General features: G+C 54.5%; 11 protein-coding genes and 1 pseudogene. 4 read left to right on the top strand and 8 right to left on the bottom strand.

Annotated elements, in window-relative coordinates; all coding sequences use genetic code 11:
* Positions 1-58 precede the first annotated feature (58 nt).
* Genes mtnN through AL515_RS05820 form a run of 3 tightly spaced genes read left to right on the top strand, consistent with a single transcriptional unit; the run spans position 59 to position 2,211 of the window.
* Positions 59-757: a 5'-methylthioadenosine/S-adenosylhomocysteine nucleosidase gene (gene mtnN, locus AL515_RS05830; protein WP_061067273.1), complete on the top strand. Its 699-nt coding sequence runs from the start codon at positions 59-61 to the stop codon at positions 755-757.
* On the top strand, positions 750-1,550 hold the full coding sequence (btuF, locus tag AL515_RS05825; RefSeq protein WP_048212652.1) for a vitamin B12 ABC transporter substrate-binding protein BtuF: 801 nt from the start codon (positions 750-752) through the stop codon (positions 1,548-1,550). Before mtnN ends, btuF begins: the two co-directional genes overlap by 8 nt.
* A gap of 37 nt (positions 1,551-1,587) precedes the next feature.
* Positions 1,588-2,211, top strand: a complete 624-nt coding sequence (locus AL515_RS05820) for a TRIC cation channel family protein (protein WP_061067272.1) — start codon at positions 1,588-1,590, stop codon at positions 2,209-2,211.
* Between the two features lie 119 nt (positions 2,212-2,330).
* Here AL515_RS05820 and erpA read toward each other — a convergent pair whose 3' ends face one another.
* The 3 genes and pseudogenes from erpA to clcA form a co-directional block, all read right to left on the bottom strand.
* On the bottom strand, positions 2,331-2,675 hold the full coding sequence (gene erpA / locus AL515_RS05815; protein WP_003018581.1) for an iron-sulfur cluster insertion protein ErpA: 345 nt from the start codon (positions 2,673-2,675) through the stop codon (positions 2,331-2,333).
* A pseudogene (yadW, locus tag AL515_RS23770) lies at positions 2,668-2,733 on the bottom strand (small protein YadW). The gene erpA and the pseudogene yadW overlap by 8 nt, the downstream one beginning before the upstream one ends.
* A 23-nt stretch (positions 2,734-2,756) precedes the next feature.
* Entirely contained in the window at positions 2,757-4,178 is a 1,422-nt protein-coding gene (clcA, locus tag AL515_RS05810; protein ID WP_061067271.1) for a H(+)/Cl(-) exchange transporter ClcA, read from the bottom strand.
* Positions 4,179-4,346: 168 nt separating this feature from the next.
* Between clcA and hemL the strand changes: the two genes are divergently transcribed.
* Positions 4,347-5,627, top strand: coding sequence for a glutamate-1-semialdehyde 2,1-aminomutase (gene hemL, locus AL515_RS05805; RefSeq protein WP_061067270.1), 1,281 nt, complete (start codon positions 4,347-4,349; stop codon positions 5,625-5,627).
* Positions 5,628-5,717: 90 nt separating this feature from the next.
* Here the strand turns inward: hemL and fhuB are convergent, their stop codons facing one another.
* The 5 genes from fhuB to mrcB all read right to left on the bottom strand — a co-directional run bounded on the left by fhuB (position 5,718) and on the right by mrcB (position 14,491).
* Positions 5,718-7,700, bottom strand: a complete 1,983-nt coding sequence (fhuB, locus tag AL515_RS05800) for a Fe(3+)-hydroxamate ABC transporter permease FhuB (RefSeq protein WP_061067269.1) — start codon at positions 7,698-7,700, stop codon at positions 5,718-5,720.
* On the bottom strand, positions 7,697-8,587 hold the full coding sequence (gene fhuD / locus AL515_RS05795) for a Fe(3+)-hydroxamate ABC transporter substrate-binding protein FhuD (protein WP_048212657.1): 891 nt from the start codon (positions 8,585-8,587) through the stop codon (positions 7,697-7,699). Before fhuD ends, fhuB begins: the two co-directional genes overlap by 4 nt.
* Positions 8,587-9,384, bottom strand: coding sequence for a Fe3+-hydroxamate ABC transporter ATP-binding protein FhuC (gene fhuC / locus AL515_RS05790; protein WP_048212658.1), 798 nt, complete (start codon positions 9,382-9,384; stop codon positions 8,587-8,589). Before fhuC ends, fhuD begins: the two co-directional genes overlap by 1 nt.
* A gap of 46 nt (positions 9,385-9,430) precedes the next feature.
* Complete coding sequence (gene fhuA, locus AL515_RS05785) at positions 9,431-11,650, bottom strand: ferrichrome porin FhuA (protein WP_061067268.1); 2,220 nt, start codon at positions 11,648-11,650, stop codon at positions 9,431-9,433.
* 306 nt (positions 11,651-11,956) lie between these two features.
* Positions 11,957-14,491: a bifunctional glycosyl transferase/transpeptidase gene (gene mrcB / locus AL515_RS05780; RefSeq protein WP_048212660.1), complete on the bottom strand. Its 2,535-nt coding sequence runs from the start codon at positions 14,489-14,491 to the stop codon at positions 11,957-11,959.
* Positions 14,492-14,528: the final 37 nt, after the last annotated feature.

The following is a 14,528-nucleotide window of genomic DNA, read 5'->3' as shown; positions in this document are numbered from 1 at the left end:
TACCCCTTAAGCGCATGATAGACTATGCCCTCAAATCTGGCTTATCGCGAGTAAATCTATGAAAATCGGCATCATTGGTGCAATGGAAGAAGAAGTTACGCTGCTGCGTGACAAAATCGAAAACCGTCAGACAATCGCTCTTGGCGGTTGTGAAATTTACACCGGCCAACTGAACGGTACTGAGGTTGCGCTACTGAAATCAGGCATCGGTAAAGTAGCTGCGGCGCTGGGCGCAACACTGCTGCTTGAACGCTGCAAGCCAGATGCCATCATCAATACCGGTTCTGCGGGTGGTCTGGCTTCTACGCTGAAAGTGGGTGATATCGTGGTTTCTGACGAAGCGCGCTATCACGATGCTGACGTCACCGCATTCGGCTATGAATTTGGCCAGCTACCGGGCTGCCCGGCCGGTTTTAAAGCCAACCCGATACTGATTGCTGCGGCGGAATCCTGCATTGCCGAACTCAATCTGAACGCCGTCCGTGGACTGATCGTCAGCGGCGATGCCTTCATTAACGGTTCCGTTGGTCTGGCAAAAATTAAGCATAACTTCCCACAAGCGATTGCCGTTGAGATGGAAGCAACCGCAATTGCGCACGTGTGTCACAACTTTAATGTGCCGTTTGTTGTCGTTCGCGCTATCTCTGACGTCGCCGATCAGCAGTCCCATCTCAGCTTTGACGAGTTCCTGGTCGTTGCCGCGAAACAGTCAAGCCTGATGGTTGAAACGCTGGTGCAGAAACTGGCACATGGCTAAATACATCTCCAGGGCGCTGGTCGCCCTGCTTTTCATTCTTCCGGCATGGCTTTACGCCGCGCCGCGCGTTATTTCGCTTTCCCCAGCCAACACTGAACTGGCCTTCGCCGCCGGTATTACCCCCGTTGGCGTCAGCAGCTATTCAAACTACCCGCCCGAGGCCAAAAATATTGAAGAGGTCTCAACCTGGCAAGGCATGAATCTGGAACGTATTGTGGCGCTAAAACCCGATTTGGTTATTGCCTGGCGTGGAGGGAATGCTGAGCGACAGGTTAATCAACTGACCGCCCTGGGAATTAAGGTCATCTGGGTCGATGCCGTCACCATCGAGCAGGTCGCAGATGCATTGCGTCAACTTGCGCCATGGAGTCCCAAGCCTGAACAGGCAAAGCAAGCAGCGCAAACCCTGCTTGATGAGTATGCTTTACTAAAGTCTCAGTATGCCAACAAACCTAAAAAACGTGTGTTTCTCCAGTTTGGCGCAAATCCTCTATTTACCAGTGGAAAAGGTTCCATTCAAAACCAGGTTCTTGAGGTATGTGGTGGAGAAAACATCTTTTCCGGCAGCCGGGTTCCATGGCCGCAGGTCAGCCGCGAACAGGTACTGGCAAGAGCCCCTCAGGCAATTGTTGCTACCGGCGGTTCAGGCGAAATTCTTAAAATTGAGCAATACTGGGGAAATCAGCTAAAAATCCCGGTTATTACTCTTGATAGTGACTGGTTTGAACGCGCGAGCCCGCGTATTATCCTCGCCGCAAAACAACTCTGTAATGCGCTTTCACAAGTAAATTAGCGCCTGCCCCCACCAGGTCTGTTGTGAGGATGTAAAGATGCTCGTCTATTGGCTGGATATTGTCGGTACCGCGGTATTTGCTATCTCTGGCGTATTGCTTGCCGGAAAACTGCGTATGGACCCCTTCGGCGTTCTGGTCCTGGGCGTGGTAACCGCCGTCGGTGGCGGTACGATCCGCGATATGGCGCTGGATCATGGCCCCGTATTCTGGGTTAAAGATCCCACCGACCTGGTGGTGGCGATGATCACCAGTATGTTGACGATCGTGCTGGTGCGTCAGCCAAGACGCTTACCGAAATGGATCCTTCCGGTGCTGGATGCCGTTGGCCTGGCGGTGTTCGTGGGTATTGGCGTGAATAAAGCGTTTCTCGCCGGAACCGGACCGTTGGTGGCGATTTGTATGGGAGTGATTACCGGCGTCGGCGGCGGAATTATTCGCGACGTGTTAGCGCGTGAAGTCCCGATGATTTTGCGCACCGAGATCTACGCCACAGCCTGTATTATCGGCGGGATCGTGCATGCGACGGCGTTTTATACCTTTGATGTTTCACTGGAAAACGCCAGTATGATGGGGATGATTGTCACCCTGCTGATTCGGCTTGCCGCCATTCGCTGGCATTTGAAATTACCGACGTTTGCGCTGGATGATAACGGACGTTGACATGATGATGCAGAATATGCAGGCCGGATAAGGCGTTTACGCCGCCATCCGGCACATTGCCCGGTGGCGCTACGCTTACCGGGCCTACACCATCAGACCACCGGTATTGCAGACAGCAATCAGATGCTGAAAGAGGAACCACACCCGCAGGTGCTTTTGGCGTTCGGGTTAGTCACAACGAAGCGAGAACCTTCCAGACCTTCGGTATAATCAACCGCACCACCTACCAGATACTGCAGGCTCATCGGGTCAACCACCAGACCAACACCTTGTTTCTCAATGGTCATATCACCATCGTTTACCTGATCATCAAAGGTAAAACCGTACTGGAAACCGCTGCAACCACCGCCGGTGATATACACGCGTAATTTCAGATTTGGGTTATCTTCATCTGCGATCAGGCTTTTTACTTTATTGGCTGCTGCTTCAGTAAATTGCAGTGGCAGCGCTACGTCATCACTCATATTTTGCTCCAAACGACATTGGCAATTGGGCAAATTATAACCCAATGGTTAAGGCCATTATCTAATACCCTGGTATTTCGTTCAAGTATTCTCGCCCGTGGCGGTACTCTGGCTTTTTGCCGCCTGCTCCGCTTCCTGTTTAGCCAGCGTGCGGGCAAGGATAGTCGAGTATAGCGGTTTTCCACCCATAAACTGGGCTAATAGTGTTGCGCCAAGACAGGTAATAATCATTGGCAAAATGAGCTGATAGTTATCCGTCATTTCCAGCACCAGCACAATGCCCGTTAACGGCGCACGCACTGAAGCGGCCAGCAATGCCCCCATCCCGGCAATAGCAAACGTCCCCGCCTCCAGATGATACTGCGGAAAAGAGGCTGCTGCAGCCATGCCAAATGCAGTTCCCAGCAATGTGCCTAACGCCAGCATCGGGGCAAATATCCCACCAGGCGCGCCGGATGAGAAGCACAGCAGCGTGGTGATCACCCTGGCGATAAAGATAAACAGCAGCAGGCCCACGCTGAAATTGCCCGCAGCGGCAATCGGGATCAGGTTAAATCCACCGCCTGCCGCTTCAGGTTGAATCAAACCGAGGATCCCGCACAGGCCGCCGATCGCACCGCCCATCAGCACCCATTTTTTAATTTCACCACCGTGAAAGCGTTGAAACATATCCTGGGTACGCAACACCATGGTATTGAACAACGGCCCGACGCAACCAAAAATAATCCCGAGGATGAGGTACAACCACAGCGTATTAACCGGCGCATTGGAGAGTTTCCCGACCTCAATAAGCGGTGCCTCGCCGTTGAAAACACGAAATACAATGCTCGACATAATCACGCCGGTAAACACGGCTTTGATCGAGACAAGGTTATAGCGAAACTGCGGGCGCATCTCTTCAATAATGAACAGGATCCCCGCCAGAGGGGCGTTAAACGCGGCTGACAGCCCCGCAGCCGCACCGGTTGCCAGTAAGGTGTGCCGCGCTTCGGCGCTACGCATGCGGAAAATATCCAGCACCATGCGCCCGATATTGCCACCAATCTGCACGGTTGGTCCTTCTCGCCCAAGCACCATTCCGGCACCCAGCGTACCCATACCGCCGATAAATTTTACCGGCAGCACACGCCACCAGCGCACCGGGCGGAGCTCTTCCAATGCGCCTTCAATCTCAGGGATCCCCGAACCACCGGCTTCCGGGGCAAATTTACGCACCAGAAAATAACCCACCATCGCCAGCAATGCAGAAAGAATAAACGCCAAAGGCCATACCAGGACGGCGTGGTCAGCAACCTGTGCCAGCGTGCCAATACGCAGATTCTGCACCCAGGTCACGGCTTTCTCAAACGCCACACCCACCAACCCCGTCACTGTCCCCACCACGGCGGCCATAAAGAGGATCGCCAACGGCGTTTTGTCACGATCAAGGAGTCGACGGATCTGATCCCTGCGCCGTAAACGCACAATTTGTTGTGCTTCAAAAGAAGGGGTGTCTGTTTTCATCAGATAATCATTAATTGGTAATACAAATACGGAAACGGCATTCTACTCGCACGTTTCGTGAAAATCCCCTGTAAATCGTATTGTTTCAAATACGCAAAACTTTCATAACCTTCTCTGAATAACTAGAATAGCGGGCATTTACTTTTTCTACGAACCAGGACCCCATCCATGAGTAAGTCTGAAAACCTCTACAGCGCAGCACGCGAACTTATCCCCGGCGGCGTTAACTCCCCCGTTCGCGCCTTTACTGGCGTGGGTGGTACTCCGCTGTTTATTGAAAAAGCTGACGGCGCATATCTGTATGATGTCGATGGTAAAGCCTATATCGATTATGTCGGCTCCTGGGGGCCGATGGTGCTGGGTCACAACCACCCGGCAATTCGCAATGCCGTGATTGAAGCGGCAGAGCGCGGTTTAAGCTTCGGCGCGCCGACCGAAATGGAAGTAAAAATGGCGGCGCTGGTCACTGAGTTAGTGCCAACCATGGATATGGTACGTATGGTGAACTCCGGTACCGAAGCCACAATGAGCGCGATCCGTCTGGCGCGCGGTTTCACCGGTCGCGATAAGATCATCAAATTTGAAGGCTGCTACCACGGTCATGCCGACTGTCTGCTGGTCAAAGCCGGTTCCGGCGCGTTAACGCTGGGTCAGCCTAACTCCCCGGGGGTTCCGGCAGATTTCGCAAAACATACCCTGACCTGCACCTATAACGATCTTGCCTCAGTACGTGCGGCATTCGAACAGTATCCGCAGGAGATCGCCTGCATCATCGTTGAGCCGGTCGCGGGCAACATGAACTGCATCCCGCCGCTGCCGGCATTCCTGCCGGGCCTGCGTGCGCTGTGCGATGAGTTTGGCGCGCTGTTGATCATCGATGAAGTGATGACCGGTTTCCGCGTGGCGCTGGCCGGTGCGCAGGATTATTACGGCGTAGTACCGGATCTGACTTGTCTTGGCAAAATCATCGGTGGCGGAATGCCCGTTGGCGCATTCGGTGGCCGTCGCGATGTGATGGACGCACTGGCGCCGACCGGACCGGTTTACCAGGCGGGGACGCTTTCCGGTAATCCAATTGCGATGGCGGCAGGTTATGCCTGTCTGACCGAAGTCGCCCAGCCGGGGATTCATGAGACGTTGAACGAACTGACAACGCGTCTGGCGGAAGGTCTGCTGGAAGCTGCCGAAGAAGCAAATATTCCACTGGTGGTTAACCATGTCGGCGGGATGTTCGGGATTTTCTTCACCGATGCCGAAACCGTGACCTGCTATCAGGACGTGATGGCCTGCGATGTTGAACGCTTCAAGCGTTTCTTCCACATGATGCTGGATGAAGGCGTTTACCTGGCGCCGTCCGCCTTCGAAGCGGGCTTTATGTCTGTCGCGCACAGCGAAGACGATATCAATAACACCATCGACGCCGCACGCCGGGTGTTTGCGAAATTGTAAGTGATGAATTGCCGGGTGGCGCTTACGCTTACCCGGCCTACATTTGCCCCCGTAGGCCGGATAAGGCAGTTATGCCGCCATCCGGCATAATTAACGACTCTGTTTTCTCAGCAGATAGATAAAGTACGGCGCGCCAATAAACGTCGATAGCAGTCCCGCTGGGATCTGATACGGAAACAGCACCATACGCCCACACCAGTCGGCAAACACCAGCAACACGCCTCCCGCCAGCGCCGAAATCAGCATATGCGGCATCGCCCGGCGAAAGCCCATCATACGAGCAATATGCGGTGCCATCAGCCCGACAAAGCTCAACGGTCCAATGGTCATGGTTGCTGTTGCCGTCAGCCCCGCCGCCAACAGCAGTAATCCTACTCGCGACGGCGTAATAGCCATACCGACAGCCCGCGCCGTATCGCCGCCAAGCGGTAATATCGTCAACCAACGACGGCACAGCGGCGTCATTGCCAGCAGGATAACCATTACAATTCCGGTGCGCAGCACCTGTTCGCCCGTCGCGTTATAGGTTGAGCCGGAGATCCAGGTTAGCACCCCCGCCATACGCGGATCGCCGCTGGCCTGCAGCATCATCAGCAGCATTGTAAACGCCGTGCTGAGCGCCATCCCTGCCAGCAACATGCGGTGCGGTGAAAAGCCCCCGCGCCCGGCGGCAATCATAATAATAAGCAAGGTGGCTGCCGCCCCGAGGCTCCCGGCCGGCATCAGCCAGCCAAAGGCATTTCCGGGGACCAGAAATAGCATTAACACCACGCCAAATGCCGCCCCGGAACTAATGCCTAATACTTCCGGGCTGGCCATTGGGTTTCCGGTCAGACGCTGAATAATACAACCCGCCACAGCCAGCATTACGCCAGCCACCAGTGCAGCCAGAATACGCGGCCAGCGCCAGGGCATCAACTCATCCAGCATTGCACCACTGGCCCATGTCCAGCCGTGCGCATCGCGACCAAACGCGAGCGCCACAATAACGGTCAGCAGCAATATCGCCCCGCCTGCCAGGGCAAACATCAGTACATTCTGGCGCTCAGCAGCGATGCGGTTACTGGCATTCATATCCGGCGCGCTCATACTTCTAAGGCGCGGCAACAGCCACAGCAGCAATGGCGCGCCAATCAGCGCCGTCACCGAACCAGTGGAGACTTCCATCCATACGCGGGTCAGCCACAGAATAATTTGGTCAGAGAGCCAGAGGATCAATGCCCCAATCAGCGGAGCCAGCATCAGACGCGCCAACAAACGCCGCGCGCCGAGCATTTTCGCCAGCAGCGGTGCAAACAGGCCGATAAAACCGATAATCCCAACCGCGTTAACCAGTAAGGCGCTGAGAACAATGGCCAGCGATAACGCCGCCAGACGTGCCAGCGACAGCGCCAGACCGAGGTTACGCGCCACGCCGTCATCCAGTCCCATCAGCGTCATTGGGCGCAGTAACAGCAGCGTCAGCATCACGCCGCCCAGCAACTGCGGCCACAGGCGCTGTACGCCGCTCCAGTCGGTTTGGGTTAGCGTACCGCTGCTCCATAAAAACATGCTTTGCAGCTGATCGTGATGGAAGATAACCATCAACTGATTAATTGCCCCGCAGTACAGGCTGACCACCAGCCCGGCAAGGATTAACGTCACCGGAGAAAGACGCTTGCCCCAGGCAACGCCAAACACCAGTGCCCCAACAACACATGCTCCCGCCAGCGCCGCGAATTGCGTGGTCAGCGCACCGGGAATCGCCCATAGCGTGGTGATGGTAATGCCCAACTGCGCACCGGTTGCGACGCCCAGCGTGGTTGGCTCTGCCAGTGGGTTACGCAGCACCTGCTGAAATAAGACGCCGACCAGCCCCAGCCCGGCGCCAACCAGTAGTGAAATCGCCAGCCTCGGCAGCAAACTGTAGTGGAAAACCATCTGCTCAATGAGATCGATATTCGGTGACCAGATAGCCTGTTGCCACTGGCTACGCGGTAGAGCAGCGGAAAAGTTAAACCAGGTCAGCCAGCAGGCAGCCACAAACAGAACCGCCAGCAGAAGGATCGGGAATAGCGCAATTCGTTTACTCACGCTTTGCCCCCCAGCGCATTATCCAGAATGCGGGCAAAATGCATCGCCGATAGCGTTGCACCATAGAACCAGACGGCGGGAACACGCTGAAAACGTCCGGCGCGAACAAATGGCATCGCCTGCCACAACGGTGTGGACATCAGTGCCTGCATATCCTTGTTGTTACCGTGATCGAAGCACAGCACATCAACATCTTTGTAGGCGGCAAGCCGATCAATTCCTACTGCGGTGCTGCCCCAAAAGTTGGTTTCGCCTTGCCAGGCGTTGCGGATCCCGTACTCATCCAGCACCTCCTGAAACAAGCAGTTAGGCCCAAACACCAGCATATGGCGAGGATCGAGCAGGGTCATCAGCAGTAATGGCCGTGAGCCTCGCTGAACAAAGCGCGGTTTCAGGCTGGCAATCACGTGTTCGTACTGCGCCAGATGACGTTCGGCAGCGGTCTGCAGATTCAGCAACTGCGCCAGTTCTTGCAACGACTGACGCGCAACCGCCAGCGGCTTTTTGCCATCACTGAAGTTAAAGCCACGACCCGGCGCAATACGTGCAAGCTTCTCAGGTGCAGGACCGTAACCTGCCGACCAGACCATAAATGAGGGTTTCATTTCGGTCAGCAGTTCGAGGTTAGGTTCAGTACGTAATCCGACATCGATGACGGAGTCTGGCAGCACGGGTTCGTTGACCCACAGTTTGTAGTTTGGAACATCCGCGACGCCGTAAGGTGCAACACCCAGCGCCAACAGCAGCTCAACCGGAAGCCATTCCAGCGCCACTATACGCTGTGGATCAACCGCCGCCGCACGGGCTGTATTCATTTGCCACAGTAGCGGCGACAACGCCATTGCCGTTAGCAGCCGTCGACGGGAAAGATGAGGTAATCCAATCATTAATAGACAAAACTCACGGGTGCGGCACCGGCCGGATGCGGCAAAATGCCCATCGGGATACCGTAAATCAGTTCCAGGGTTTCACTACGCATCAGTTCCGCGGGCGTTCCCTGGGCAATCATTTCACCGCCGCGCAGCGCGACCAGGTAATCACAGTAGCGGGCCGCCATGTTGATATCATGCAGTACGGCAACCACAGTCAACCCACGCTGTTGGCTCAAGCGATGCACCAGCGCCAGCACGTCAACCTGATGCGCGATATCCAGCGCCGAGGTCGGTTCATCAAGCAGCAGGCAGCGGCTGTCCTGCGCCACCAGCATGGCAATCCACGCACGTTGACGCTCGCCGCCAGACAAGCTATCTACCAGGCGATGCGCCAGCGGCTTTAAGCCGACCAGCGAAATAGCCTCTTCTACTTTCTCTCTGTCAGCCACGCCAAAACGTCCCAGCGCCCCATGCCACGGATAACGACCAATCGCCACCAGCTCACGTACCGTCATCCCTTCGGCCAGCGGTAACTGCTGCGGTAAATAGGCAACCTTACGGGCAAACGCTTTGCTGCTCCAGCTCTCCAGCGGCTGTTCATCAAGCAGGATTTCACCTTCTGACGGCGGCTGATGGCGTCCCAGCATTTTCAATAAGGTGGATTTACCTGAGCCGTTGTGGCCGATAAGACCGGTCACTTTACCCACGGGAAAGGTTAACGAGAGAGGATGCAAAAGCGTGCGGCCAGGCACACGGAAGGAGACATTCTTCAACGCAAACGTCGTGTCGGGATGGGATCTGTTTTCCTGCATAGCGGCCAACTTGTAAAACGGGCACGCAAAGCGTGCCCAAAAGAAATTAGAAACGGAAGGTTGCGGTTGCAACGACCTGACGTTCTGCGCCCCAGTAACATGCGTATTCGCTATAGCAACTGGAAACATATTCACGATTAAACAGGTTGTTGACGTTTACGGCAACGGACGAACCAGCCATACCGAAACGGGCCAGATCGTATTTCACCATGGCATCAGCAACGGTATAACCGCCCACATTAAACGAATCGTTTTTATTCCCTGAGGCAGTATCGTTTTTGTAGTAACTCACCGTTGAACCGGTATAACGCACACCAGCCCCAATGGTCAAACCGCTAAGTGCTGATTCATAGAACGTGTAATCGGTCCATAACGAAGCCTGATTACGTGGTACTTCCGCCGGTCGTTGACCTTTAAAGATAGTGTCTTCGGTATATTCCGCATCCGTGTAGCTGTAAGCCGCCGTAACGTTAATATTGGCATTTACGGCTGCTTTTGCTTCCAGTTCAATACCGCGTGAACGAATCTCTCCAGTCTGGACGCTGTACAGACCCGTAGGATCGTTCGGGTCCGCCGTCAGGTTTTTATCTTTCGTCAGTTGGTACACAGCCGCCGTCAGTACAACGGGCATATCCTTCGGAACATACTTCACACCGGCTTCGTACTGCTTACCACGCGACGGATCGAACGGTTTGCCTTCTTTCGTTGAACCGGATGTCGGTTCAAACGATTCGCTATAGCTGAAGTACGGAGAAATACCATTGTCAAACAGATAGTTAACACCGCCACGCCAGGTAAACTGCTGATCGTTCACTTCGGCCAGTGAATTACTGGAGCGGGTCAACGTGGAGGTAGTTGCGAAATCGTAGCGGCCGCCCAGTGTCAGCACCCACTTATCCCATTCCATCTGGTCCTGGGCGTAAAGTCCGGTCTGTTCCATACGGTTTAACACGGCGTACTTAGCATACGGTCCGCTGACATCAATATTCGGGTTACCGTACTGAGGGTTCTGCATATTTAACGGATCGGCATCGCCATACAGCGCATTGACATCGTTACGCATACGCGAGTAATCAACACCGGTCAGCAGAGTATGTGCGACATCACCAGTGGCAAAAGCAGACTGGAGCTGGGTATCAACGGTAAATGCATTGAGATCTTCATCAGAACGAACGTATTTACGGATAATCTCACCAGGCTGACTATAGCCAAAACCATATACAGAACGGTAGAGCGTTTTCACCTTGTCATAACGCAGGTTCTGGCGCACGGTGAAGGTGTCGTTAAAGGCATGCGAGAAGTTGTAGCCAACCATCTGCTGGCGGCGAGCCATCTTGTTATCCGCTTCACCTTCATTGAAATCAGTCGGCAGCTTGTGCGGATTACCATTTGCATCGTAATACGGAACAAGCGTACCTTCACGCGGCAACCAGCCATAATAACCCGCGTACGGATCGTTCTGGAAATTACTCAGGAAGGTGAAATCTGTTTTATCATCAGGACGCCAGCTAAACGCAGGTGCAACTGCGTAACGCGTTGATTTTGACATCTCCTGCTGAGAGTTCTGGCTATTACCCAGCCCTGTTAAACGGTATGACCACACGCCGTCATCATCAATAGCGTCGCTAAAATCGAAACCAGTTTGCCAGAGGTTGTTCGTCCCCATTTTAAACTGCACTTCTTTCAGCGGTTCTGTTGTCGGACGTTTGCTCACCATACTGACGATGCCGCCAGGGTTGCTGTTGCCGTACAGCACTGAAGTCGGCCCGCGCATCACTTCTACGCGTTCCAGAAAATACGGGTCCATAGATACTTCAGAGTAGTTATTCCCCTGAAGTTTCATGCCATCAAGATACTGGTTGGTGTTGACCGTGGTTGGAGAGGTAAAACCACGAATCGTCACTACATCATAGGTGGAAGAGCTACCACGGGTAGCAAAAACACCGGGTGTATAAGCAATGGCTTCTTTTACTGTAGCCGGTTGCTTGGTATCCATCTCTTCACGCGTCACAACCGAAACAGACTGCGGGGTCTTTTCGATAGGCGTATCAGTCTTGGTTGCGGTGGCGGAACGCTTCGCGGCAATCGTCGGCGAAGGCCCCCATGCGCTTTCTTGTGCGGCAGGTGCTGCGGTTACGGTGATTGTTTCTTCTTTCGGTTGAACCGCCGCCTGTGCATACACAGACATGCCGCTAACCGCTGTGGCTACCACGACTGCAATTTTACGCAGTGAGGAGTTTGGCTGAGCAGTTTTAAGACGCGCCATTGGTATTTCTCTGATGAAAGTGAATGATAACGTAAACGAGAATTATTATTATAACGGGAGCATGATATTCGAAACGCTGTTGCGATCGCAAGCACTACGCGCCCCTACTAAAACTAAGGGGTTAAGAAATAACCAGATGAAAAGAAAGGGTTAATAAATTAAGCTGAAATGTTTTAACGGAAGACGTACCGGATAGCGACACGGCTGCTCAAATTCCGTAGGCCTGATAAGCGCAGCGCCATCAGGCAAAACAAAACCGAATGGCGTCAAAAGAAAAACCCGCCGGAGCGGGTTTTGAGGTAGGCATTAGTTGCTGCCAAACATATCCTTGATCCAACCTGCGACGCCGTCGCTGTCTTTCTTCTCCTGCTGCGGCGGCTGTTGTTGCTGCTGCTGTTGAGGCTGCGACTGCGTTGATTGATCGAACGGATTACCTGACTGCTGCTGCATCTCACCTTGCTGACACAACGAATCCGGATCGGTAGTCCACACTGGCAGCGTACGCATACCACCACTGCACACAAAGTTACCGTCGTAATCTACACCCATATCAACAACATCTTCCGGCGGCGTCAGCACCAGCGGTGTTGGCGTTTGGTTCGCCAGATAACGCTGATAAATCGACATCGCGCCGCTGGCGCCGTACAACTTGGTTGGCTGGTTGTTATCGCGGCCTACCCAGGTAATCGTCACCTGGCTGCCGTCGATACCGGCAAACCAGGTATCCACGTTGTTGTTGGTGGTCCCGGTTTTCCCTGCCAGATGCAGCCCTGGGTACTTCGCGCCAAGCTGGCGACCCGTACCGCGTTGAACCACCTGTTGCATGGTCCACAGCGTCATATATGCCGCCTGTGCAGGCACTGCGCGCTCTGCCTGCGGGAAGCTTTGATACAGCACGGTCCCATCTTCAGCAATGACCGAACGCAGTGCTGATAATGGCGCACGGTTACCCCCGCTGGCGATGGTCTGGAACGCCTGTGCCACTTCAATTGGCGTCAGGTTCAACGCCCCCAGCAGCATCGCCGGAACCGGATTGAGCTGATCTTTCGGGGCGCCCAGTTTCGTCCAGGTCTCGGTAACCGCGGGCAGGCCCAGCGCCATCCCCAGATTGACGGTCGGGACGTTCATTGAACGCGTTAACGCATCCACCAGCATTACTTTACCGCTTTCGCTATAGCGACGGTCATCGTTCTGCGGTGACCACACCTGACCGTTCGGCTGGCGCAGCGCAATCGGCGCATCGGCGATCCAGGTATTCAGGCGATACAGCTTCGGCTGGCTCAGCGCCGTCAGATAGGTTGCCGGTTTTGCCAGAGAACCGATGGAACGACGGGCCTGCATCGCGCGGTTATAGCCCGCAAACTGCGGCTCTGCGCCGCCGACCATCGCACGAACCTCGCCGCTAAAGCGGTCAACGACCACAATCGCGGTTTCCAGATCGCTCAGCTTGCGCTGTTTCTTCAGCACCGGAATGCCTTCCACCGCCGCTTTTTCTGCCGCATCCTGTGCCACGGAATCAAAGGTGGTGAAAATTTTCACACCGGAGAGATCTTTGACTTTATCGCCCAGCTTCGCCTGTAGCTCCTGACGTACCATCTGCATAAACGCTGGTTGTGGTGAAATCACCCCGCCACGCGGCTGCACGCCTAACGGGCGCGCGCTCAGCATGTCATACAGGTCCTGATCGATAATCTGCTGCTGTTGCAGCAGGCGCAGCACCAGATTACGACGCTCCAGCGCCAGCTTCGGATTACGCCATGGGTTGTAGATTGACGCCCCTTTAACCATCCCCACCAGCAACGCCTGCTGGTCGAGACTCAGTTCTTCCACCGGACGACCGAAATAATAGAGACTCGCCAGCGGGAAGCCGCGAATTTCATTATCGCCGCTTTGACCGAGATAAACTTCGTTCATGTACAGCTCAAGAATGCGGTCTTTGCTGTAGCGCGCATCCATGATCAGCGCCATATAGGCTTCGTTCGCTTTACGCCAGTACGAGCGCTCGCTGGACAGGAACAGGTTTTTCACCAGTTGCTGTGTCAGCGTACTGGCTCCCTGCACCGTACGACCGGCCGTCAGATTCGCCAGCACCGCACGTCCAATGGAATAGAGGCTGATGCCGTCGTGCTCATAGAAATGGCGGTCTTCGGTCGCCAGCAGCGTATCTACCAACAAATCCGGGAAGCCGCTACGCGGAACGAACAGACGCTGCTCACCGTTAGGGGAAGACAGCATGGTGATCAAACGCGGATCGAGACGGAAGAAACCGAACTGGCGGTTGTTATCCATATTCTCAATAGTATCCAGATGATCGCCATCAAAGGTCAGACGCGCACGCACCTGCCCTTCTTTACTGTCCGGGAAATCAAACGGACGGCGGATCATCTCAATGCTCTTCGCCTGCACGGTAAATTCGCCCGGGCGCGTCATTTTCGTCACCTGACGGTACTGTGTCGCCTCCAGCAGTTTCACCATCTCGTTCTTGCCGATGGGCATTTCTGGCTCAAGGTTAACCATCCGGCCATAAACAGCCGCAGGCAGTTGCCAGACTTTGCCATCAATGCGGCTACGGATTTTTTGGTCCAGGTACACGCCATATATCGCGATCAGCACCAAAAAGACGATCGACAGTTTTACCAGCAGCCAGAACCAGCCACGCTTACCACGAGGCTTACGCCCTTTGCCCTTACCCTTACGCGGCATCGGTTCTTCATCCTCATAGTCATCATCATAATCGTCGTCATACTCGTCATCTCTGAGTTGACGACGGCTCACCTTTTGTTTCACCGGACGTGACGGTTTCCCTTTACGTCCAATTGGCTCGCGGTCATTCCCCGCCATGCTTTTTCTCCGCAACATTCAGGCGCAAAGGCCCGAT

The organism is Citrobacter sp. FDAARGOS_156 (assembly GCF_001559235.2).
In the GTDB taxonomy this organism is placed as follows: Bacteria; Pseudomonadota; Gammaproteobacteria; order Enterobacterales; family Enterobacteriaceae; genus Citrobacter; species Citrobacter youngae.
This window is presented reverse-complemented; position numbering and strand designations above follow the sequence as displayed.